The 24141-nt window shown below is 37.5% G+C and carries 23 protein-coding genes and 1 riboswitch; of the genes, 17 read left to right on the forward strand and 6 right to left on the reverse strand.

Annotated features, from left to right (window positions below):
- The first annotated feature begins 2 nt into the window (after nucleotides 1-2).
- The 7 genes from GSR62_RS00660 (at nucleotide 3) to GSR62_RS00690 (ending at nucleotide 6235) form a co-directional block, all read left to right on the forward strand.
- Complete coding sequence (locus GSR62_RS00660) at nucleotides 3-1091, forward strand: glycosyltransferase (RefSeq protein ID WP_066023671.1); 1089 nt, start codon at nucleotides 3-5, stop codon at nucleotides 1089-1091.
- 30 nt (nucleotides 1092-1121) lie between these two features.
- Entirely contained in the window at nucleotides 1122-2336 is a 1215-nt protein-coding gene (locus tag GSR62_RS00665) for a nucleotide sugar dehydrogenase (RefSeq protein WP_066023670.1), read from the forward strand.
- Nucleotides 2337-2355: 19 nt separating this feature from the next.
- The gene (locus tag GSR62_RS00670; RefSeq protein ID WP_161517652.1) at nucleotides 2356-3321 is read left to right on the forward strand and encodes a glycosyltransferase family 2 protein; all 966 of its coding nucleotides are present in this window, start codon (nucleotides 2356-2358) and stop codon (nucleotides 3319-3321) included.
- Nucleotides 3322-3374: 53 nt separating this feature from the next.
- Nucleotides 3375-4190: a beta-1,6-N-acetylglucosaminyltransferase gene (locus GSR62_RS00675; RefSeq protein ID WP_066023669.1), complete on the forward strand. Its 816-nt coding sequence runs from the start codon at nucleotides 3375-3377 to the stop codon at nucleotides 4188-4190.
- 166 nt (nucleotides 4191-4356) lie between these two features.
- Nucleotides 4357-5031, forward strand: coding sequence for a hypothetical protein (locus tag GSR62_RS00680; RefSeq protein ID WP_066023668.1), 675 nt, complete (start codon nucleotides 4357-4359; stop codon nucleotides 5029-5031).
- Between the two features lie 16 nt (nucleotides 5032-5047).
- Nucleotides 5048-5530: an NUDIX hydrolase gene (locus GSR62_RS00685; RefSeq protein WP_066023667.1), complete on the forward strand. Its 483-nt coding sequence runs from the start codon at nucleotides 5048-5050 to the stop codon at nucleotides 5528-5530.
- Between the two features lie 39 nt (nucleotides 5531-5569).
- Nucleotides 5570-6235 (forward strand): sugar transferase, encoded by a 666-nt coding sequence (locus tag GSR62_RS00690; RefSeq protein WP_066023666.1) that lies wholly within the window; start codon nucleotides 5570-5572, stop codon nucleotides 6233-6235.
- A 402-nt stretch (nucleotides 6236-6637) separates the two neighbouring features.
- On the opposite strand, the gene GSR62_RS00695 is transcribed toward GSR62_RS00690, so the two are convergent.
- Genes GSR62_RS00695 through GSR62_RS00705 form a run of 3 tightly spaced genes read right to left on the reverse strand, consistent with a single transcriptional unit; the run spans nucleotide 6638 to nucleotide 8923 of the window.
- Nucleotides 6638-7450 (reverse strand): transporter substrate-binding domain-containing protein, encoded by an 813-nt coding sequence (locus GSR62_RS00695; protein ID WP_066023665.1) that lies wholly within the window; start codon nucleotides 7448-7450, stop codon nucleotides 6638-6640.
- Nucleotides 7451-7465: 15 nt separating this feature from the next.
- Nucleotides 7466-8212, reverse strand: coding sequence for an amino acid ABC transporter ATP-binding protein (locus GSR62_RS00700; RefSeq protein ID WP_010690248.1), 747 nt, complete (start codon nucleotides 8210-8212; stop codon nucleotides 7466-7468).
- A 12-nt stretch (nucleotides 8213-8224) separates the two neighbouring features.
- Entirely contained in the window at nucleotides 8225-8923 is a 699-nt protein-coding gene (locus GSR62_RS00705) for an amino acid ABC transporter permease (protein ID WP_010690249.1), read from the reverse strand.
- Between the two features lie 210 nt (nucleotides 8924-9133).
- Here GSR62_RS00705 and GSR62_RS00710 point away from each other — a divergent pair, with 210 nt between their 5' ends.
- From GSR62_RS00710 to GSR62_RS00740, 8 genes are all read left to right on the forward strand, one after another.
- Nucleotides 9134-9550: a helix-turn-helix domain-containing protein gene (locus GSR62_RS00710; protein ID WP_035446901.1), complete on the forward strand. Its 417-nt coding sequence runs from the start codon at nucleotides 9134-9136 to the stop codon at nucleotides 9548-9550.
- The gene (locus GSR62_RS00715) at nucleotides 9537-10190 is read left to right on the forward strand and encodes a YitT family protein (protein ID WP_318529202.1); all 654 of its coding nucleotides are present in this window, start codon (nucleotides 9537-9539) and stop codon (nucleotides 10188-10190) included. The genes GSR62_RS00710 and GSR62_RS00715 overlap by 14 nt, the downstream gene beginning before the upstream one ends.
- A 57-nt stretch (nucleotides 10191-10247) precedes the next feature.
- A complete protein-coding gene (locus GSR62_RS09645; RefSeq protein ID WP_337692700.1) occupies nucleotides 10248-10379 on the forward strand; it encodes a DUF2179 domain-containing protein in 132 nt (43 codons plus the stop codon).
- A 393-nt stretch (nucleotides 10380-10772) separates the two neighbouring features.
- A complete protein-coding gene (nhaC, locus tag GSR62_RS00720) occupies nucleotides 10773-12146 on the forward strand; it encodes a Na+/H+ antiporter NhaC (RefSeq protein ID WP_066023664.1) in 1374 nt (457 codons plus the stop codon).
- Between the two features lie 84 nt (nucleotides 12147-12230).
- Nucleotides 12231-12959 (forward strand): TerC family protein, encoded by a 729-nt coding sequence (locus tag GSR62_RS00725; RefSeq protein WP_010690255.1) that lies wholly within the window; start codon nucleotides 12231-12233, stop codon nucleotides 12957-12959.
- Between the two features lie 11 nt (nucleotides 12960-12970).
- A complete protein-coding gene (locus GSR62_RS00730) occupies nucleotides 12971-13495 on the forward strand; it encodes a GNAT family N-acetyltransferase (protein ID WP_066023663.1) in 525 nt (174 codons plus the stop codon).
- A 21-nt stretch (nucleotides 13496-13516) separates the two neighbouring features.
- On the forward strand, nucleotides 13517-13828 hold the full coding sequence (trxA, locus tag GSR62_RS00735) for a thioredoxin (protein WP_066023662.1): 312 nt from the start codon (nucleotides 13517-13519) through the stop codon (nucleotides 13826-13828).
- 81 nt (nucleotides 13829-13909) lie between these two features.
- Entirely contained in the window at nucleotides 13910-14758 is an 849-nt protein-coding gene (locus tag GSR62_RS00740) for a DegV family protein (RefSeq protein WP_066023661.1), read from the forward strand.
- A gap of 105 nt (nucleotides 14759-14863) precedes the next feature.
- Here GSR62_RS00740 and GSR62_RS00745 read toward each other — a convergent pair whose 3' ends face one another.
- Genes GSR62_RS00745 through GSR62_RS00755 form a run of 3 tightly spaced genes read right to left on the reverse strand, consistent with a single transcriptional unit; the run spans nucleotide 14864 to nucleotide 16358 of the window.
- On the reverse strand, nucleotides 14864-15628 hold the full coding sequence (locus GSR62_RS00745) for a 3-oxoacyl-ACP reductase (protein WP_066023660.1): 765 nt from the start codon (nucleotides 15626-15628) through the stop codon (nucleotides 14864-14866).
- Nucleotides 15628-15855: a DUF2829 domain-containing protein gene (locus GSR62_RS00750; protein ID WP_035446813.1), complete on the reverse strand. Its 228-nt coding sequence runs from the start codon at nucleotides 15853-15855 to the stop codon at nucleotides 15628-15630. Before GSR62_RS00750 ends, GSR62_RS00745 begins: the two co-directional genes overlap by 1 nt.
- A 14-nt stretch (nucleotides 15856-15869) precedes the next feature.
- Complete coding sequence (locus GSR62_RS00755; protein WP_066023659.1) at nucleotides 15870-16358, reverse strand: QueT transporter family protein; 489 nt, start codon at nucleotides 16356-16358, stop codon at nucleotides 15870-15872.
- 6 nt (nucleotides 16359-16364) lie between these two features.
- A riboswitch (PreQ1 riboswitch) is annotated at nucleotides 16365-16412 on the reverse strand.
- Nucleotides 16413-16545: 133 nt separating this feature from the next.
- On the opposite strand from GSR62_RS00755, the gene GSR62_RS00760 reads away from it, so the two are divergent.
- Both GSR62_RS00760 and GSR62_RS00765 read left to right on the forward strand, forming a co-directional pair.
- On the forward strand, nucleotides 16546-19035 hold the full coding sequence (locus tag GSR62_RS00760) for a GH25 family lysozyme (RefSeq protein ID WP_143452059.1): 2490 nt from the start codon (nucleotides 16546-16548) through the stop codon (nucleotides 19033-19035).
- Between the two features lie 16 nt (nucleotides 19036-19051).
- The gene (locus GSR62_RS00765) at nucleotides 19052-24007 is read left to right on the forward strand and encodes a glycoside hydrolase family 70 protein (RefSeq protein ID WP_010690264.1); all 4956 of its coding nucleotides are present in this window, start codon (nucleotides 19052-19054) and stop codon (nucleotides 24005-24007) included.
- Nucleotides 24008-24141 lie beyond the last annotated feature (134 nt).

Here is a 24141-nt window from a genome sequence, read left to right on the forward strand (position 1 = left end):
CGATGGAAAAAATAAAAATTGCAGTGTTTTTACATGGATTATCTGGTGGTGCTGGACAAGTTGTTATAGATTATTTTAGTCATATGAAATATAGAGAAGACTATGAGATAGATGTGATTACATTAAATATTGAATCAGATAAGCTACGTAGAAAGTATGAGTCGGCTGGAATGAGGGTATTGTTAATTCCAAGTAAAAAAGAATCTATTCTGAAGAATATGTTATCAATGTATCATATTTTTCGAAGAAAAAAATATGATATTGCTTATGGACATATGACATTAACTAATTGTTTTCCATTTTGTATAGCAAAGTTGTGTGGTATAAGAACGCGAATTAGTCATTCACACTTAGTAGTCTCACCAACAATTTTTAATAGAATATTAGCCAAGGCAACTCAGCTATTTTCTACGGACTATTTAGCTTGTGGGATAGAAGCTGGAAAGTCTTTATATGGTAATCACCCATTTGAAGTGTTTAATAATGCGATTGATTTACAAAAGTTCAAGTATAACAGTTATATACGATGCAAAATTCGGAAGAACAATGATATCACTGATGATAATTTTGTGATTGGACATATAGGTCGTTTTGATAGACAGAAAAATCACGATCAGTTAATTGATATTTTTAGGGTGATTATGTCTGAGAATAAAGATGCCAAACTTATATTGATAGGAGATGGAATATTACTTAGTAAAATCAAAGAAAAGGTTAAAAACTATGGTATTGAGAAAGATGTTATCTTTACTGGGGCAATAGATAATGTGGCAGAATATATACAAGCAATGGATGTTTTTGTGCTTCCTTCTTTATACGAAGGATTATGTTTATCTGCTATTGAGGCTCAATGTAGCGGAGTTCCTTGTGTGTTTTCAGATACTGTGTCTATAGAAACAAAAAAAATAGAAAATGTTTCTTTTGTAGGGTTAAATGATAGTTCCGAAAAGTGGGCTAGTGAAATATTAAGCATGGAAAATACTATGCGGGAAAAAAAGAGTATACAGATATTAAAAAATTATGGATATGATATAAATATTGAGGCCCAGAGACTGGATGTGTACCTAAGAAATAGTTTGACAGGTAAATAGTGTGGATAAAATTATTGGAGGAATATAATAATGAAGATAGCGGTAGCAGGTACTGGATATGTAGGATTAAGCATGGCAACTTTATTGGCCCAGCACAATGAAGTTATTGCAGTTGATATAATTCCTGAAAGAGTCGAATTGATTAACAATAAAAAATCACCAATTGTTGATAGAGAGATTGAAGATTTTTTGGCTAATAAAGAACTATCGTTGGTAGCTACTACTGATGCAAGTAAAGCGTATCAAGATGCTGATTTTGTTATTATTGCAACGCCAACTAATTATGATGCTGAAAAAAATTTTTTTGATACTTCGGCTGTAGAAAGTGTAATTGAAAAAGTTAAAAAAGTGAGTTCAACTGCTACTATAGTTATAAAATCAACAATTCCAGTTGGATTTACAGAGAGAATTCGTAAGGAGACCGCTAATAATAATATTATTTTTAGTCCAGAATTTTTACGTGAAAGTAAGGCATTGTATGATAACCTCCATCCTTCAAGAATTGTTGTGGGGACGGATTTAAGTGATGAAAAACTAGTAAATAAAGCTAAAATTTTTGCAAAATTACTAGGAGAGGGCGCAATAGATAAAAATATTCCAACGTTAATTATGGGATTTACGGAAGCTGAGGCGGTAAAGCTTTTTGCTAATACATATTTAGCACTAAGAGTGAGTTATTTTAATGAATTGGATACATATGCTGAATTAAAAGGATTAGATACTAAAAAAATAATTGAGGGTGTAGGACTGGATCCCAGAATAGGGACACACTATAATAATCCTTCTTTTGGCTATGGTGGGTATTGTTTACCTAAAGACACAAAGCAATTACTGGCAAATTATCAAGATGTTCCTGAAGATTTAATTGCAGCAATAGTGAAAGCAAATAGTACTCGTAAAGACTTTATTGCTGAACAGGTTTTAAAAAAGGCAAATTATGGTGGTAGTTATAACAAAAATAAGATCGTTGTAGGAGTTTATCGTTTAACGATGAAATCCAATAGTGATAATTTTCGTCATAGTTCGATTCAAGGTATTATGAAGCGCATTAAGAATAAGGGAGGGGAAATAATTATTTATGAGCCTTCTTTGGGAGAAAATACTAGCTTCTTTGGAGATAAGCTTGTTAACGATTTAGGTGAATTTAAAACTATATCAGACGTAATTATTGCTAACAGATATACATCAGATTTGGATGATGTTTCTGATAAAGTTTATACAAGAGATATATTTAACCGAGACTAATTAAGAAGGAGTGAATTTAGTGATTTCAAAAGTAGTAGCCATTGTAGTTACGTACAATAGAAAGGAGTTGTTGATTGAATGCCTTCGTGCTCTATTGGAACAGTCGATTGAATTAGTAGAAATATTAGTGATAGATAATGATAGTACAGATGGTACAGAAAAATTTTTAGAGATGAAGGGAATTTTAAAGAAAAAATCTATAAATTACATAAGGCTTTCTCATAACATTGGTGGTGCTGGTGGATTTTACGAGGGTTTAAAACGGGTAAAAGATAAGGAATATGATTGGGTTTGGTTGATGGATGATGATACGATTCCACAAAAAAATGCACTAAAAGAATTATTAGATGCTAATGAGGTTGTTAATGATAATACAGGAGAAAAAGTATCTTTTCTAGCAAGTTCAGTGTATGGTGAAAATGGAGAAGTTATGAATGTACCTGAAATTGATAATAGGGCGGCCGCTAATGGGTACTTGTATTGGTATAAATTTTTAAAGAATGGGATTGTTAGTATAAAAAAAGCAACGTTTGTATCTATTTTAGTAAGTGGTGATGCTATAAAAAGGGTAGGATTGCCTTGCAAAGAATATTTTATTTGGGGAGATGATTCTGAGTATACTGAAAGAATGGTGAAGTATGCTGGAAATGCTTATATGGTTGGAAATAGCATTGTAACCCATAAAAGAAAGAATCCACGAAATTTAAATATTCTTAATGAGGATAATTTTGTTAGGTTAGAAATGTATCACTATATGTTTAGGAATCAATTGATAAATACTATATACTATCATGGTAAATGTGCAGGAGTAAGAAAGATATTAGTAGATATTAGAACAATAACTCGGGGAATGAAAAAAAAATCTAGACTCAAAATCGCTAAACAAATAATATATGGAGATTTCCAAGGGATTATACAGTATAAAAAATTTCATAAATATATTACTAAAGAAGTTAAAAATGGAGAATCTACTCTATTATTGTAAGGTATTATTTAGTAAAGACTAGAGAAAGTGGCTTGCAAGATGGGAGAATTTATATGAGACATGCTATTTTAGTTGAAGGGCATGGTAATAATGCTGAGGTTTTACAGGAAACGATACGAATTTTAGATGATGCGGAAATAGATTTTTGGATCCATTGGGATAAACGTTTCAAAAAACCTACACTAACTAGTTATAAAAGTAAACTGCATTTTATAAAATCAATAAAAAATAATTGGGGTGCTGATACGCAAATTATTACAGAAAAAAAATTGTTAGAGGCAGTTTCAAAAAAAAAATATGATTATATACATTTGATTTCTTCAAGTGATATTCCGCTTATGACAGCTAACTATTTTAAGAGTTATTTTAAAAATGAAGTGTATATTGGTTTTTTTAATAGCAAAAATCAAATTAGTGACAGAATAAAGTATTATTATCCAACAAGGTTTTTAAATTTGAGGAAAGATCCTTTTAAATTGAAACGTGTAATCTTCAGTATTATGGTACTTTTACAAAAGTTACTGAGAATTGATAGGTTAAGGAATAGTAATTATAAAATAAAGAAAGGTAGCAATTGGTTTTCTATAAAAAAGAAATACATATCAAATATACTGGAGTTTGATGACAGTATCTTTATGTACTCCTTTTTAGCAGATGAATTATATATTCAAACTATATTGGGCGATTTTGAAGACAGTATTGATAATAAGGATGGAAATTGTAGGTATATTGATTGGAATAGGGGAAGACCTTATGTGTTTACTGAAAAGGATACAAGAGAACTATCAAATTTGATAAATACAAAGTACAGCTTTGCTAGGAAAGTTAATAATGCAAATATACCAAGAAAAATATTTCAAGACCTGTAATTTTATAGAATAAGATCTAGATTTTATTTTTGATAGTTACAATATGGTTTTAAAATATGCAAGTACTTAAATATTTGGGACACCCATTTTTTAGGTGTTTTTGTAGAAAATAATAATCTTTGGGAGTAAAGGCCAGTATGTAAACGAATTTTGGCTTGGAAAATATATGAGAGATGAAAAAATTTTATTTTTAGAATATTTACGTAGTGTATATGATCATTGTCATGATCATTTATTAGAGCAAGGAAGAAAACGGGATCAGAGAATAACTTTTTATGTTGTATTACTGGCTTTTATCTTAACTAATAAAGATAAAGTAGAAACGGTTTTTGGTGGGGAGAGTACTTTCATTTTTATTAATGGTGGACTAGTCATTATTGGATGGATAGTTTTGTGCTTTTTGGCAGATCTTAGAAGTTGGCATACACAATACTTAGGAAGTATTTATACATTGAACTGGATTTTTGCCAATGAATCTAAATTTGATAGTGTCGATGACATAAAAAATCAAATGAAGACGATAATGACAGCTACGCTAAATACACAGAATGGACCTAGTTTTTCCAAGCACCCCATTAGATGGTGTTGTTATTGGATGAGTGGATTATGGAAATCAACAGATGATAAGGTATATACAGGCATGATAGCGTTAACAGCTACACCGTTGATGGGGATATTGAACAGAATGGAGTATACTAAAAATTATGTTTGTCAGTGGTTTATACTATACTTGTTGATTAGTATTATAGTTTTCGAATACTATGCAAAAAAGAAAATAGCTGAAGGAGAGAAATATAATACTTGGATATTAAGTTTCGACTATAATTCCAGACTAAAGTAGTGAGGCAGCGATTCTTTTGAAGTGGGAAAATAATTATTTTGAAATTAGTGGGACTGAAAATTCTTTCAAAATTGTACAAAAAACAGGCGGAGTAGTAATTGCTCCACAAGTGTTAAAGAAGTTTATTTTGATAAGGGTAAAAAGAATAGATCAAAAAGAGTATTGGGAATTTCCAAGAGGGTTTATTGAAAATGATGAATCTTTTGAACATGGAGCCATAAGAGAACTTAAAGAGGAGATAAATATAGTTGCTAACGATATCCATGATTTAGGAGAAATAAAAATTGATTCTGGGTTAATTCTATCTAATGTGCGGATGATGTTAGCTAAGGTACCTAAATATGAATTGAGTAAAATAGAATTACAAGATTCAGAAAAAATTTTAGATTATCGTCTTTTTAGTATAGGTGAACTTTGTAATTTGATTAGAAATAAGGAATTGGTTGATAGTTTTACAAGATCAGTATGTTTGGAATTGTTACTAAATAAGTATATATAAGAAATTTTTGATTTTGTAAATGAAAGAGGATAGGTGACGATGGCAAGGCGTATTACTACAGAAAAAAATTTGGTGCTTAATAAAGAGACTATAGAGCGTCAGTATACATATATGTTTTTTAAACGTATTTTTGATATTATTCTTAGTTTGATCGGCCTAATTGTAATTGCTATTCCTGGTTTGGTCATTTCATTGTTTATATATGCTTGTGATCGTGGACCGGTCTTTTATATGCAAGAAAGAGTAGGAAAGGATGGTAAACGTTTTAAGATATATAAATTTAGATCAATGTATGTGAATGCAGATACATTGCTTGAAAAGTTAAAAGAAAAAAATGAAGTTACTGGTCCGATGTTTAAAATGAAAAATGATCCTAGAGTTACTTCAGTTGGGCGTTTTTTACGGAAAACAAGTTTAGATGAATTACCACAGTTATTGAATGTTTTACGTGGTGATATGAGTTTGGTTGGTCCTCGTCCACCGCTGCCAAGTGAGGTCGAAGAGTATAGTGAATACGATAAGCAACGACTATGGGTAGTTCCAGGATGCACCGGTTTGTGGCAAGCAACTGAGCGTAATAATGTTGGATTTGCAGAAATGGTCGAATTGGATCTAAAGTATATTCAAAATAGAAGCTTGTTTTTAGATGCTAAGATAATTTTTCTAACCTTTTTAGTGATCATCCATCCTAATAGTGCATATTAACGATCAGCTCCCAGTTTTGGGGGCTTTTTTGTATTCTTCTAAAAAAATTGCTATATTCAACAAAAAAATTTAGATAAGAGGTTAAAAATATTTTAAGGGTAATTTTTGATATTGCGTTTTCATTATTAGCATAGTATCATTTAAATATAAATAAATTAACTTAACAGGCTACATAGTTAGTTTATACAATATATATTCTCTATTTCCCCGTGTTTGTCGCTGGTTCCGATGGCTGGGGATTTTTTTATTTTTGCTATAACAGCGGTACCGTAGAGTGCCTTTTTTTCTAATTATTGTAAACTACCTTTTGGAAAATATGAGCGGTCCAATTTATTTAGTGAGCCGTTTCTAATATAAAAAAAGCCCTGTCCATCTCACGGACAGGGGCCTTTACTAAATTAATTATTTCGTAATGTCGCCACCGACATATTTTTCAGAAATTTCTTTTAATTTACCATCTTTGCGGAGCTTATCGAGCGCCTTATCAACGCTCTTTTGTAATGATTTATCTTTCTTAGACATCAAAGCCCCGATCTTAGCTGGATCTTCTTCTTTGGAAACATCAGTTGCTTTAAGACCTTTAGTTGAGTGGTCCTTTTTATAAGCATACCAAGCAGACATCGAGTTGATCGCACCTTTAGCGCGGTCTTGTTTGACCAAGTCAAGTGAAGTTGTAAAGTCAGAGGATGGAACGACTGTCGCTTTATATTTTTTAGCGATGATCGCATTGTCAGTCCCAGTCCCAGCTGCGATCTTTTGGCCCTTGATCTGGCTTAGCTTAGTCAGATCAGAATCCTTTTTAGTGATCAAAGCAAAGTGTGAGTAGATATAAGGCTTGGAGAAGAGATATTTTTCTTTACGCTCTTTAGTGATCGTTACGTTGTTTAAAATAACATCATATTTTCCTGTATCAAGCCCAGCGATCAAACCATCCCACTTAGTAGGAACAAATTTAGCTTTGAGCCCCATTTCCTTGGCGAGTTGTTTACCTAGCTCCACTTCAAAGCCAGTCAATTTACCGTCCTTACGGTAAGAATATGGGGCAAATGTTCCTTCTAATCCAATGGTCAAAGTTCCCTTTTCCTTTAATTCTTTAGTTGTTTGTGCTGGAAGTTTTTCCGCAGCCGAAATATTTTGGGGTTTTACGGCATTCAAGGCAAAAGTCAAGCCTAGGACACCTGCGACAGCTAAGATGCTTTTAAATGTTTTTTTCATGATAAATTCCTTTCGTTAATTCAAGTTATCTAAAGTCATAGCACTGATGAATTCTTTGATCCGTAAATCATTTGAGTTGAAGAAATCATCTTTTGACCCTGAGAAATTGATCTGTCCGTCTTCGATAAAGAGGATCTTATCGGCAACATGACGCGCAAATTCCAAGTTATGAGTCACGATGATCAGTGATTGTTTTTCGTTCGCTAATTCTAAGAGCACTTTTAAAACTTCAAGTTCCAACTCAGGATCAAGCGCGCTAGTTGGCTCGTCTAAGAGAATGTAACGCGGGCGCATCGCCAGTGAACGGGCGATCGCAACGCGTTGAGCTTGACCACCTGAGAGTTGGTTAGGATAGGCATCGGCTTTTTGTTTGAGTCCGACTTTATCCAATAGTTCCAAGGCGCGTTTTTTAGCAGTTTGTTTATCTTCTTTTAAGACGTGAACTGGTCCTTCCATGACGTTTTTTAAGACCGTCAAATGGGGAAAGAGGTTGTAGTCTTGAAAGACCATTTCTGTTTTTTGGCGGACTGCTAAGGTTTCTTTTTTTGTGATCTTTTTGGCAAAATCAAGCTCGATCCCATCACAATCATAGGTTCCACTCTCAGGGCGTTCAAGTAAGTTCAACGAACGTAAGAGTGTCGATTTACCCGAGCCAGAGGGACCCACTAAGACCGTTGTTTCGTGGTCGTTAAATGCAGTTGTGATATCTTTGAGCGCAGTTTGTGTGCCAAAAGTTTTAGTTACATTTTTAAGTCTCAACATAATTATGCCTCCCTATACTTGGGGCTTGAGGTAACGGGTCGTCACCTTTTCAAGCCAACTTTGAACAAACGATAATATCGTACATAAAATCGCGTATAGAGCGGCCACCGTACAGTACATTACTAAAGGTTGGTAGTTTTCGGCTGCGATCTGTTGACTGACTTCAAACATTTCAACGATCGTGATCGTCGAAGCTAGTGAAGTGTCTTTGACTAAGCCGATAAAACTATTTGACAGCGGCGGTAACGAGACGCGCGCTGCTTGCGGAATGATGATCCTAAAGAGCGTCTGGAAGCGTGTCATCCCGATCGCTTGGGCTGCCTCCCATTGCCCCTTAGGAATCGATTCGATGGCTGCTCGGATCGTTTCGGAGGCATAAGCGCCAGTATTTAACGTAAAGACGATAATACCTGCCGTAAATGGTTCGAGCTTGATCCCGTCAGGAAAGACGCCTTTGATCGTCAAATATGGAAGTCCGAAGTAGACGATAAATAATTGAACGATCAAAGGAGTGCTACGGAAAAGCCACACATAGAATCTAAAAATTGCTTTGATAATCAAAAATGGACCTTTAGTCTGTGAAATACGGATCAAAGCCGTGATCAAAGCCAACACGAGCCCTAGGGCAAACGAGATGACTGCGAGCGGGATCGTATATTTGATCCCCGCGCTGATCAGTTCCGGCAATGATGACCAAACTGTGTGCCACATTTTATCCACCACCTTTAAAATTAATGTACTTTTAGTAAGTCAAGACCACTTAATTGTACGTGGTTCTGGCAAAATAAGCAATAGTAAAAGCCTAATTACTTAAAATAAGTTATTTTTGTTAAAAAAGATAACGATAGATCTGTTCCCCTTTCCCCGATAAGCTCAAATTAATGTTAAAATTAAGGTAACTAAACAAAAGTGGGTGATCAGATGTTTCCAGAAAGACTACGGGCCTTAAGACTAGGGGCGGGGCTATCGTTAAGTGAATTAGCACAAGCACTGAACCAAATGGAGGTCTCATATAGCAAACGCAACAAAACGATCTCACAGATCGGAAAATGGGAGCGAGGCACGACCACACCATCTTATCTGGAAGTTTTGCAGTTAGCAGAATATTTCCAGGTGTCACTAGATTATTTAAGTGGGCGTTCGTACGACAATTATGATCTCAATGAATTATTTGCTTCCAATGCGCAATTATCATTTCAACAACAGAAGCTGACAGCGAAGACACGTGGTGAGATCTATGCCTTGATCAAAGGTTATTTGAATCAGCCAATTGCTACAAAGCAAACGACTGAAGAGATCAGCTTAGATTTAGGGTGGGATCACAGTGAACATAAATAGAACTATTGTAAAAAATATTGCTTTAAATTTTATTGGCGCGCTCGTCTATGCGTTAGCGATCAATTCCTTTTTGATCCCAAGCAAATTAGGTGAAGGTGGCGTGACGGGGCTGATGACGATCTTTTATTACTGGATCGGATTTCCGCCAGCACTGACGAACTTGATCTTAAATGGGATCTTATTATTTGTGGGTTGGAAGATGCTGAGTAAACAGACAGTGTTATACACGATCGTGGCGATCGCTAGTATCTCGTTTTGGCTCAAACTCACCAGTCAGATCCAGTTCAAGCTCCATGATCCACTGGTGGCAGCGATCATTGGTGGTGTTTTGATGGGGATCGCAATGGGTATCATCATGAAAGGTGAAGGCACCACGGCGGGCAGTACGATCTTGGCTAAGATCATGAACAAATACTTTGGGATCAAGACCGGTTCGGCGATGCTCGGTTTTGATCTGCTGGTGGCGGTCCCGTCATTTGTCTTGATCGGTTTTGAAAATATGCTCCTGACGATCATCGAATTATACATTTCAGCAGTAGTTTTAAATAAAATGTTAGAAGCATTTATTGCGAAACGGGCTTTTACGATCATTTCAGATAAGAGTGAAACGATCGCCCAGGCGTTATCAAATCTCAACTAAACAGGGATCACATTACTGGATGGGCATGGCTATGTCAGTGGGCAGCCTAAAAAGATCATCTATTGTGTTTGTGAAGCTAAGTTGCAAGTCAAAGTTATGGATAAGATCGCCCGGATCGATCCGACCGCTTTTGTGGTCTTAGACGAGGTCAGAAGCGCTTATGGCAATAACTTAATTAAATTATTATAAAAATTAGTTGACATTGCTCTAATATGTTTGTATTATGAATAGCAACAGAAGTCGTAGAAGTAGTCCTATCATCTGGGAGTCAGAAAGCTGGCGGTTGATGCGAGCCAGTCAGGGTGGTAGGTACCAAATATAGACGACGTGATTCTGAACGGCAGACCGGACCGTTATCGCACCGGTGAAAGTGAAGTGAGTTTTATTACTTGCTTAAGCTGGGTGGTACCACGGTTTATTTAAGTCGTCCCTTTTTTTAGTTAAAGGGGCGACTTTTTTTGTGGTCAGTCAAGAATTTAGGAGGGAAATTTATGCACAAATGCGGTGGACTTTTGCGCTATTTACATAACGAGAGGAACTTAAGGTAACGAAGATAATTTCAGATTCGGGGGAATAATTAGGATGAAAAAGATAAATTTTGGAGAAGCAATTATTATTTTAGTTTTGATGTTAGCTATTTTAGGGACAGGGGTCATCGGATTTGGTCTCTCGCCTCAATTGCCCGTTTTATTTGTGGTCGCTTTGCTTATCGCATGGGCTAAGGTCAAAAAAGCAACTTGGGATGAAGTACATGATGGGATCACGGAAGGTATCACGACGGCGATCATTCCGATCTTTATCTTCTTGTTGATCGGGACTTTGATCGCAGTTTGGATCAAGGCGGGCATCATTCCAGCCTTGATGGTCTTTGGCTTTAATAGCTTGAGTGTTAAATTTTTTGTACCATCGGCCTTTATCGTTTGTTCGTTGGTCGGGTTATCGATCGGGAGTGGTTTTACCACGATCTCAACGGTCGGGATCGCGATCTTAGGCATGGGGATGACGATGGGCTTGAATCCAGCTTTAGTAGCGGGTGCGATCTTATCAGGTGCGATCTTTGGCGATAAGATGTCTCCGTTGTCTGATTCGACCAACTTAGCTTCAGCCGTGGCTGGGTCTGAACTTTTTGCCCACATTAAAAATATGATGTGGACAACGATCCCCGCATTTTTGATCTCTTTAGTTGGCTTTTTAGCACTCGGACATGCCAGCAAAGCACCAGATATGACCCGGGTCAATGAAACGATCAATATTTTAAATCAACATTTTACGATCAATTGGTGGGCTAGTTTACCGATCATCTTGATGTTTGTCTGTGCTTGGTGCAAGATCCCTGCGATCCCGACCTTGTTTATCAACATTTTTGTTTCAACGGTGATGATCTTTATCAATGATCCGCATTTTACGATCAAACAATTAGCTAGCTTGGTAGAGACCGGTTTTGTGGCCCAAACCAAAAATGCCGACGTAAACGCCCTATTGACTCGTGGTGGGATCTCCAACATGATGGGGACAGTTTCCTTGATCATCATGACATTGGCTTTAGGTGGACTTTTGATGAAATTTGGGATCGTCGCCGCTGCGATGGATCCATTAGCTAAGAAATTAAATACACCGGGCAAATTAGTTACCGTGACGATCTGTTCTGGGATCGCAATCAACTTATTTGTTGGAGAACAATACCTCTCTGTGATCTTACCAGGCCGTGCGTTTAAGGGTGCGTTTGAACGTTTGAAACTCGATCCGTTGAGCTTGAGTCGGGTCTTAGAAGACGGTGGGAGCGTCATCAACTACTTGGTCCCATGGGGCGTAGCTGGTTCATTTGCAGCTTCGACATTAGGCGTCTCAGTTTTAGCTTTCTTACCATTTACCTTCTTTAGTTTATTGTGTCCAGTATTTTCGATCTTGAGTGGGATCTCTGGTATTGGGTTGAAATGGCAAAAAAAGTTAGCATAGAAGTTAATTGATTTTACAAAATTTTTCGCAGTGTGCTAGGATAAAAGACGGAGAATAAATTAATAGAGAAAGCGAAGAGAAAAAGTGGATATCTTAACTAAATTATATGGTCCTTTTTTTGATGTAAACAACTGGAAGACGGTGATCGAATCCGGTGAAGACTGGATGATCATTTTCTCCTTAGTTTTGATCGAATGTCTATTGTCCGTCGATAATGCGATCGTGTTAGCTGCCCAGACCCAAAAGTTGCCCGATAAAAAGCAACAAGAAAAATCACTTTTCTATGGTCTTTGGGGCGCCTATATCTTCCGCTTTGCCTTGATCGGGGTCGGCTCTTATCTGATCCACTTCTGGGAGATCAAAGTATTGGGTGCAGGTTACCTGATGTATCTGTCACTCAACCACTTTTATCGGATGAAGTATCCTGAGCGTGCTAAGCGGAAAAAAGGTAAAAAACGCAAACCGATCTTGCCGTTGTTTTGGTCCGTCGTGATCTCGATCGAATTGATGGATATCGTCTTTTCGATCGACTCGATCTTAGCTTCGTTGGCGATCTCACCTAATCCAGTCATCGTCTTGATCGGTGGCTTGATCGGGATCTTATGTATGCGGGGGATCGCGGAAGTTATCATGCGTCTGATCGATATCGTGCCAGAGCTTGAAGTGATGGCATACTTTTTGATCGGTCTGATCGCGATCAAGTTATTCTTAACGATCCCGATGATCGATATCGAGATCCCGGCTGCGGCCTTTGGGATCGTAGTCTTGGCCTCGGTCGTAGTGACTTTGGTCGTTCATAAAGTTAGAAATTAAGAGGAAGTTTCATGTTATTGCAGCGGTTAAATTTTTTATTGCCGTACACAGTCAAACGATTGACCTCAGCTGATGTAGATGAGATCTTAGCTTTACAGGCTAAACATTCAGAATATCATCAGCATTATCAAACAAGTCCAGTAACTAAAGCAGATATTTTAGCTGAATTAGAAACATTGCCGCCAAAAGCTTTACCAGAGCAAAAGTTTTATCTAGGTTTTTATGCTCAAGACGAGTTAGTGGTACTGGTAGATCTGGTCTTAGATCATCCGCAAGCTAACTGCGCTTGGTTAGGGCTAGTGATGACCGAAAAGACAAAGTTGCGTCAGCACTATGCCACTAAAGTTTTGACGGCACTCAGATCCGCGTTGAAGCGTGAAGGCTACAAAGAATTAATGACTTCATCAGCCTTGTCAGATGTAAATGCGCAAGCCTTTTTGAATGCACAGGGGTTTGAACAAGGAATGGTGACTTCGGTGTATGACCCTAAATTAGGCCATGATATCCAAGTCGTCTTGCGTGGGATCGAGTTATAATTAGATATTTGGGGTGATGATTTGAACGCAGAGACATTTGCACAAAAAACAGCCAACGGTTTGGTCTTAGTTGATTTTTATGCTGACTGGTGTGGGCCTTGTAAGTTACTTGAGCCGGCATTAAAGACTTTGGAGCAAGAATTTGGTGAGCAGATCAAATTTGTCAAAGTCGACGTCCAACAAGACCAAGATCTAGCGGTGGCTAATAATGTGATGAGTATTCCAACGATGCTATTATTCGTCGATGGAGTTGCCAAAGAAAAATTGACTGGTTACAAACATTTGGCGGATATGCGTCAATATTTGACCAGTAAACTTGAACAATATAGTTAGATCAAAGAGGCTACAAAAACTTGTAGCCTCTTTTGTGATAGAATAATAGTAATTACTTTTTACAATAGGTGTCTTAATAAAATGAAAATAGCGATTTTAACGGATAGCTCAGCTGTGATCGATGCTGATGCTGCCGCGAATTTAGATGTAAAAATATTAGCTTTACCGTTACTTTTGGGACAAAAAGTATACTATGAAGGTCAAGATCTCCGTGATGGCGAGCTTTTTGACCTCGTGAATGACTCCAAAGAAACACTAAATATTGCTTCAGTCTCGCGGGAAACGCTCGCTCAACAGATGCAAATCTTAGCTGATGCCGGCTATACGGATGTGATCTGCATCTATTTAGCTAACGGGATCAATGCTTTAGATGAAAATTTACGAGCATACGCTAAAGCGGAAGTGCGCGCTTTGAATGTGCACCTGTTTGATTCACATACAACAGGCTTGGCGCAGGCAAAATTAGTGCGTCACGCGGCCAAACTAGTCAAAGCCGGTGAAAATGTCACCCAGATTTTAGCCGAGTTAAGTGTGATGCGTGATAAGACGCAGACCATCGTGATCGATGATATTCGCAATTTGCGTAAAACTGGTTATGTCTCAAATGGAACTCCAGTCGTTGGCAATGCTTTATTACACTTAAAGACGCTACTGGAATTTACAGATGATGGTAAATTAGCAGTCTTGGATACGAGTGTTCGGATGAAAAAGGCATACCATAAGGTGCTCGAACAGATCAATAGTAGTGGACAAGTAGTGACTGATCTCATGTTGATGTGTGATGAAGCTTCAGCTGAAACGGCCAATAAATGGCTACAAAAATTTCAAGTTGATCTTCCAGAAACAAGACTTGAGATCACACGGCTCAAACCCTCGATCAGAGCGCATGTGGGTGAAAAGAGCCTTTTAGTCAGTTGGATCTATGCTTAAGAATAATGAGGGTCCACCACGATAGCTTGATCGTGGCGAGCCCTTGTTTGCATTGTGAGCTAGTTTTTTATAAGAAAAAAGTCCCTGATACGAGGGACTCAAAAGTTATTTACCAACGCTCCAGCCACCATCGATCTGCATGACTGAACCGTGGATATAATCGGCGGCCGGACTGGCTAAAAAGAGGCTCAGTTCAGCCACTTCACTGGGATCAGCCCAACGTTTAGCGGGCGTGTTTTGGGCGACTTCTTTGGCCATCGTGGCATCGCCTGCAAAATCGGCTTGATTCATTGGGGTCTTGATCGCACCAGGAGCAAGACAGTTGACCCGAATACCCTTGGCGGCGTAATCAAAAGATAATTGTTTGGTATAGCCGATGATCGCATGTTTGCTGGCAGTGTAAGCTGCCCCGCCGCCACCAGCGATCAACCCAGCGATCGAAGCCATATTGACGATCACGCCATGTTTTTGAGCTAACATGGTCGGTAAGAGTGCGTTGGTCAATAAAAAGATACTCTTTAGATTTGTATCAAAGATGTCATCCCAGAGCTCTTCGGTCGTTTCTAAACTAGGTGTATAAGCATCTAAGATCCCAGCTGTATTGAGTAAGATATCTACTTGCGTGGTATGTTCTAGGATAAATGCCACTAGCTGTTTGATATCAGAACTTCTACGCACATCACAGGGATAAAAGTAAAAGTTAGCCGGATAAGCTTGCTTGAGGGCAATGAGCTCGGCGTTTTCAACTAGATCGGTCCCAAAAAAGGTCACACCTTGTGCTAGAAAGGCACGGACTTGAGCTAAGCCGATCCCCGAAGCTACGCCAGTTCCGACGACGACTTGCCCATCTAATTGAGAATAATTTGTCATTAGTCCACCAATTCCCAGTCAGTTGCTAAAACATCGCATGAAGTTGGCATGAATTGTGAAAGTGAGGGTTCCTCTTTAGTTTTGATCATGAGATAAGGGTTGATCTTTTCACCGTTTAAAGTGTCATCTTTAACGACAAAGATATATTCTTCACTTCCGCCCCAACCTACAGTTCGGACGGCTTTTCGGCCCGCTTTTAAAGCCGGTAAAACTTCTTCAAATGTCATCTTAAAATACCTCGTTATTCTGTTAGATCAATTGCTTTACTTAAGAAATAGACTAAAACTGCACCGAGAGTCATCGAAATAAATTCGCCGATCCCGACAGAAAGATAAGTTGCCCAAAATGGTAAGTCACTTACATAGTGTAACTCTAAGGCTACGCTCCAAGACATCAGTGTGCATATAATGACACAAATGGTCAACTTAAGTGGTACCGATCTGATGTTGCGTGTCGCCCAGTAGCTAAGCGAAGTCATCACCAAAGTCCCTAAAGTACCAAAGATCACATCGATGATCCCTAGGGGCGATTGAAGGTTGGCTATCGCACAGCCTAAAGTTACCGCCCAGATATAACGCTTATTAAAAATGCTCAAATTATTGAACAATTCTGAAAAGCGCAGTTGGACAGCTCCAAAGCTCAATGGGTTGATCAAAGTAAAGGCAACATATAAAGCTGCGACCATCCCAGCCTTAGCCAGCTGGACGGTCCGAGTATGTGTTTTTGTCATAAAATGTCTCTCCTAGTTTTTTATTACGGTGGGATGGTTGCGAACCACCAATGTATTAGTATAGGTAGAAATTATGAAAAATGCAAACTTTGATATGTAAAATTCAATATCTTACTGATATAATAAAGAATTGTTAAAAGTGTTTATTTTTATTAAAGGATTTTGATTTTCTGAAAGGGTGACAGAAATGGATTACAGGCGCAAGAAGAAGGTTTTAGCCAGCTATCGTAAGAATAAGCGTAAAATTTGGCTAGCTTCTGGCGTGACAATGATGGCGATCTCGAGTGGGATGTATGCAACACAGAACGTTAAAGCTGATCAGGTAAGCGTTGAAGCACAAAATACACAACAAGTAGTCACTGATAAGGATAGTAGTAACGTATCAAATGAACAAAATGATCAGACAACTGTTCAACTAGACCAACAAGTCTCTGAACAAAAAGATGTGCAAAATGAAAGTTCCAGCACAAGTGATCAAGCAAAAGTTGATTTGAATGATACAGCTCAAGAAGATAATACCAATGCTACTGATCAGGCACAGAATAAAGATGAGTTGTCGACAGAAGATGTAGTCGATGATACCAATGCTACTCAAGAATTGCAATTGACAACTGATGAGAAACAAGCCAATGAAAATGTGGCTGAAAATGCACAAGCACAACAACTTCAAGTTAATAAAGTTGCAACTAAAATGCAAACACCAGATGCTATATACATAGGAGATAGACAATATACTCGTGGGGATGCCATTGATGTGGCCTCATACCAATCTTGGCTAAATCAAGATGATTTCAATAAATTAAAGCAATTAGGTATCAAAGCTGTTGTTGTTAAACTAACTGAAGGCCAAAGCTATGTAAATCCTGCAGCTACTAAGCAAATAAATTATGCTAAGAATGCAGGCTTAACAGTGTCTATCTACCATTATGCGAGATTTAATGATGCTGCTACAGGTTATGCTGAAGGACAACATGTAGTAAATACGATGGAAAATCTAGGTTTAGGTCAAGATACATTGGTCTTTGCTGATATGGAAGACCATAGTACTTATAGTAATGACGTGCGTGGTAATTTGAATAGCTTTTGGAATGCTTTAACAGCAGCTGGATTCAATAACCGTGGTGTTTATACCGGTGGAGGCTATCCATATTATGAAGCTGCGATCGCAACTGTTGGTCGAGCAAAGACTTGGTGGTCACAATATCCATTTGTACCAACTAATAATGGTTATTATGAACAGGAATGGCGGAACTTAGGATATGGTGCTTGGCAATTTTCATCAACTGCTTACTTACCAGGACGAGAGAATATGGGGGCTTTAGACCTTTCGATCGACTTCAATGGTTTGTTCTCAAAATCAGATACAGCTGAAAAACCTGTCACCCAACAAGTTTTTAAAGACGGACATTGGTATTTAGTTGATCAAAAAACGGGTCAATATTTAACTGGTATCCAACCAATAACTGATCAAAATAAGGTAGTTTACTATAATGATGCAGGTCAAATGCAATATGGCCAACAAAAGATCGATGGTAAATGGTATTTATTTGATCAAGTTACAGGTGCTATGCAATATGGCTTCCAAAGCTTAAGTCCATATGGTCAAGATAAGACAGTTTATTACGCCAATAACGGTCAGATGCAATATGGTCAAGATAAGACAGTTTATTACGCCAATAACGGTCAGATGCAATATGGTCAACAAAAGATCGATGGGTACTGGTATAATTTTGATGTTGTTGATGGTGCGATGAAGACGGGACTTGTACAGATCCCAGAGCAAAATAAAACAGTTTATTATGCAAATAATGGTCGAATGCAGTATGGCTGGCAATGGGTAAATAATGCCACACGTTATTTTGATACATTCAATGGTGCAATGGTCACTGGTCAGCAAAAGATCAATGGTCACTGGTACTTATTTGACAATAGTGGCGCAATGCAACGTGGCTTCCAAAATCTCAAAGCTTACGGCGATGATAAGACAGTCTACTACAACCAAGATGGCTGGATGTTGTATGGCTGGCAAGGGATCGATAATGTTCCATATTATTTTGATACGTTCAATGGTGCAATGATGACTGGTGAGCGCTACATTAACGGTCACTGGTATTTGTTCAATGATAAAGGTCAAATGCAACGTGGTTTCCAAAAGGTAATGGAAAATGGCAAAGAAAAGACCGTTTACTATAACTATGATGGTTGGCGCCTTTATGGTTGGCAAGGGATCGATAATGTTCCATATTATTTTGATAAATCAACTGGTGCAATGATGACTGGCGAACGTTATCTCAATGGACATTGGTATTTGTTCAATGATAAAGGTCAAATGCAACGTGGCTTCCAAAAAGTAATGGAAAATGGCAAAGAGAAGACTGTTTACTACAACTATGATGGCTGGATGCTCTACGGTTGGCAGGGTATCAATGATGTTCCATACTATTTTGATACATTCAATGGCGCAATGATGACTGGCGAACGTTACATCAATGGACATTGGTATTTGTTCAACGACAAAGGTCAAATGCAACGTGGTTTCCAAAAAGTAATGGAAAATGGGAAAGAAAAAACAGTTTACTATAACTATGATGGTTGGATGCTCTATGGTTGGCAAACGATCAATGGTAAACGTTATTACTTTGATACCTTTAATGGCGCGTTATTAAAAGAAGAATAGGAGTATATGAATAAAAATGTTTGAGAAAAAATTACACTACAAGATGTATAAAGCTGGTAAACATTGGGTATTTGCAGCAATTGCAGTGGGAATTTTTGGATTTGCTAGTACGACTAGTGCTTTAGCAGATGAGACGAGTAGTAGCAATGAGACCCAAACAGAACAAACGTTAAATACTGACGAATCAACTGATACTACAACAGATGTTTCTAATGAAGCGAAAGCAACTGAAGCGCAACTTACTACACAAGATGCAGATATGGCTTCTAGTGAAGAAAAAACAACTAATGTTGAAAAAGAAGTAACAACAGCTGAGACAAATAAGGATACAACTGTTAAAAATGTGGAATCTTCCGAACAGAATACAACAACAGTTGCGGATAAAAATGCTGTAGACAGCACAGCACAAGTTAACACCGCTGAAAAGGAAAATAAATATACACAAGAAAATGTAAATGGAAATTGGTACCTAAAAGATGAACAAGGAAATTATTTAACTGGTTTCCAAGAGATAAAAGACCAAAATAAGACGGTTTATTATAATCCAGATAGCAAGCAAATGGTCTACGGCCAACAAAATATCAATGGAAATTGGTATTTATTTGATACCTTCAATGGTGCAATGCAAACTGGTCTGCAATATATTCGTGATCAAAAGAAACTAGCCTACTACAATGAGCAAGGTCAAATGCAGTATGGTACAGTTGAGATCGATGGGCAAAAATACCAAGCTGATACTTTTAACGGTGCTATTAAGGGTAAAGGCCAAACGAAGATCGCTGATAATTGGTACTTATTCAATAATGCTGGACAAGTAGTAGATGGATGGCAATGGATCAATGACCAAGGAAAGACAGTCTATTACAGTACCAAAACTGCACAAATGGTCCATGGCCAACAAAATATCAATGGACATTGGTATCTATTTGATAAAACTACTGGTGCAATGCAACGTGGTTTCCAAAACTTAAAAGCTTACGGTGACGATAAGACAGTTTACTATAACCAAGATGGCTGGATGCTTTATGGTCAACAAAAGATCGATAATAAATGGTATAATTTTGACACCTTTAATGGTGCAATGAAGACCGGCTTCGTTAAGATCCCGGAACAAAATAAGACAGTCTATTATGCTCCAAATGGTCAAATGCAATATGGCTGGCAATGGGTAGACAATGCAACTCGTTACTTTGATACCTTCAATGGCGCAATGGCTACCGGACAAAAACTTATTACTGGACATTGGTATTTATTTGACAATAACGGTGCAATGCAACGTGGCTTCCAAAATCTCAAAAACTACGGGGATAATAAGACGGTTTATTATAACCAAGATGGTTGGATGCTCTATGGCTGGCAATGGGTAAATAATGCAACTCGTTACTTTGATACGTTCAATGGTGCAATGACTACGGGGCAAAAGAAGATCAATGATCATTGGTATCTATTTGATAAAGATGGTGCAATGCAACGTGGCATTCAATATATTCCAGAAGAGAATAAATTAGTTTACTATAATCAAGATGGTTGGATGCTTTACGGTAAACAAAATATCAATGGAGTAGATCATAATTTCAACACTTTCAATGGTGCTTTAGAAGCTAAGGGACAAGTGAAGGTTGGAAATAACTGGTATCTATTTAATAATTCTGGAACTATCCAAACTGGTTTCCAAGACCTTAAAGCATATGGTCAAGATAAAGTTGTCTACTATGATCCTAAAACAGCAGCTATGGTTTATGGCTATCAAAATATTGATGGTAACTGGTACCTATTTAGTCGTGCTAATGGTAGTATGCAACGAGGCCTCCAAAACGTTAATGGTGTTGACTTGTTATTTGACGAAAAAACAGGTGCTTTATTGACAGGGGTCCAAAATATCAAGGGCAATAACTACTTTGTTGATAAGAGATCAGGGAATATCAAAAAGAATTTGGTAGTTCTTGGTGCTGATAATAAATGGATGTACTTCGATGCCAAGACTGGTAAGGGGACAAATACCCTAGAAGACCAATATAAAAAAGGTGTCGTTAGCGGTAATGTAGAGTTTATCACTAATAATGCAGCGTATTCATTTGATGGTAATAGCTTTGAAAATATCAATGGCTTTTTAACAGCTGATAGCTGGTATCGTCCAAAATCTATCTTGAAAGATGGTAGTACTTGGACAGCTACGACAGAAACTGATCTACGCCCTCTCTTGATGACGTGGTGGCCAAATGAGCAGATCAAGGCTAATTATCTAAACTATATGAAAGATAAGGGCTTTATCAATAACTCAGGCACATATAATGCTGAAAGTGATCCTAACTATATGGATTTTGCGGCTCAAGAAGCTCAAAGAAATATCGAACGTAAAATTACTAAAGAAAACGATACAACATGGCTAAGAGATCTGATCACTGATTTTATCAAGACACAAGATATCTGGAATGAGCAAAGTGAAGGGGTAAGTACTGAAGGTTTGCAAAAATTCCAGGGTGGATTCTTGAAATATGTTAATAGTGAACTAACACCATATGCTAACTCTGAATGGCGTAAGTTAGGATATCAACCAACAATGTTGACACAAAATAATGTTGGGGCAGAGTTCTTGTTAGCTAATGATATCGATAACTCTAATCCAGTCGTTCAAGCAGAACAATTGAACTGGTTACACTTCTTGATGAATTTTGGTACGATCACGGCCAATGACCCTAGCGCTAACTTTGATGGGATCCGTATTGATGCGGTAGATAATGTTGATGCAAGTTTATTGAGTATCGCTGGTGATTACTTCAAGGCTGCCTATAAAGTGGGGCAAAATGATGCAACAGCTAATAAACATATCTCCATTTTAGAAGACTGGAATGATAAGGATCCTGAGTATGTAAATTCTATTGGTAATCCACAGTTAACAATGGATGATTACATCGTGCAACAACTTAAGTTTTCTCTAGGTCAAGCACCAGATAAAGTTGATAGAATGCAACGTTTCAAAGAATGGTATTTAGTGGATCGTTCAAAAGATAATACTGAGAACACGGCTATCCCTAACTATTCATTTGTTCGTGCACATGATGCATCGGTCCAAGAAGATATCTTGCAGTTGATCCAAGATACAACTGGGAAACCATGGGGCGTATATACAAATGAAGAGTTACAACAAGGTCTAAAAGATTATATGGCTGATCAAAAGTTGACCAATAAGAAGTATAATCGCTACAATATTCCAAGTTCTTACGCTATTCTTTTGACAAATAAAGATACTATTCCACGTGTGTACTATGGTGATCTTTATTCTGATGCTGGTAAATATATGGCAGAAAAATCGATCTACTTTGATGCGATCGATAACCTATTGAAGACGCGTACTAAGTATGTTGCTGGTGGTCAAACATTAGATGTAGACGGCCATGATATTTTAACTAGTGTTCGTTTTGGTAAAGGTGCCTTAAATGTAACTGATAAGGGAACAAGTGAAACTCGGACTCAAGGTATGGGGTTGATCATTAGTAACAATAACAGCCTTAAACTAAATGATGGTGAAAAAGTTGTTCTACACATGGGAGCTGCACACAAAAATCAAGCATATCGTGCGGTAATGTTATCTTCTGCAAATGGTTTGATCAACTATACATCTGATGCAAATGCGCCAGTTGTTTATACTAATAATGATGGTGATTTGATCTTTACAAATAAAGATGTTGTTACAAATGGTAAAGTTCAGGCTAATACTGCAATTAAAGGTGTCATGAATCCGTATGTGTCTGGCTATTTGGCTATGTGGGTCCCTGTCGGTGCCAGTGCAACTCAAGATGCACGGACAGCAGCATCAACTAAGACGACAACGGATGGTTCAGTATTCCATTCTAATGCAGCGCTTGACTCAAATCTGATTTATGAAGGTTTCTCAAACTTCCAAGCCTTCCCAGAAAATGCAAGTGAGAATGCGAATGCTATTATTGCTCAAAATGTTGACCTGTTCAATAGTTGGGGAGTTACTAGCTTCCAGTTAGCACCGCAATATGTATCTAGTCATGACGGCTCATTCTTGGATTCGATCATTGATAATGGTTATGCCTTCACTGATCGTTATGATCTTGCAATGAGTAAGAATAATAAGTACGGTTCTTATCAAGATCTAGTCAATGTATTAAAAGCTCTACACGCTGGTGGGATCCAAGTGATCGCTGACTGGGTCCCAGATCAGATCTATAGCTTACCTGGTAAGGAAGTTGTATCGGTCGTACGATCTGATGAATTTGGGAATAAAGTTGACGGTACTCAAATCGATAATACTTTATATGTTGTTAATACTATTGGTGGTGGACAATACCAAAAAGAATATGGCGGTCGCTATCTTGAAGAATTAAAACAAAAGTATCCAGAACTATTTAAGACAAAGCAACCTTCAACCGGGGTAACTATCGATCCTAGTGAAAAGATCACTGAATGGTCAGCTAAGTATCTAAATGGGACTAATATCTTGCATCGCGGTGCAGAATTTGTATTACGTGATGGTGCTACTTACTTTAGGGTAGCTGAAACAAGTGAAGTATTCTTGCCTAGTCAATTACGTGGTAAGATCACTAAGAATGGTTTCTGGAAAAATGATGCTGGAAAAGTTAACTATTATAACAGTGAAGGCGAAATTATGAAGAATGCCTTTGTTAAAGATGGTAAAAATAACTGGTATTACTTCGACAACGATGGAAATATGGTAACCAATACTGCTTTGACGATCGATAGTGATGCTCAAGTAGCAGATTACTATTTCTTGAATAATGGTATTTCTTTACGTGATGGCTTTGTTCAATTAGCTAATGGTGATATTTATTACTATGATGTTAATGGGCGTAAGTTGAAGAATGGTAAAGTAACAGTCAATAACGTCGAATATACTACTGACAAAAATGGTAAGGTCGTAGGCGAAAACGTTTTGAAGAAGTTGGATGAGATCATTACAACTGGAAAAACAACTTTAATTTAAAGTTAAGAAAAATAACCTAAAAGTTGGATGCAACTTTTAGGTTATTTTTTTATATATTTTGCATGTAAAATATTTCTTGTTTTTATGGTTATTATCAGTATAATTTTATGTGTTGTGTATTTTTATTAGTAGCA

Source organism: Ligilactobacillus animalis (assembly GCF_009933595.1).
Lineage (GTDB): Bacteria > Bacillota > Bacilli > Lactobacillales > Lactobacillaceae > Ligilactobacillus > Ligilactobacillus animalis.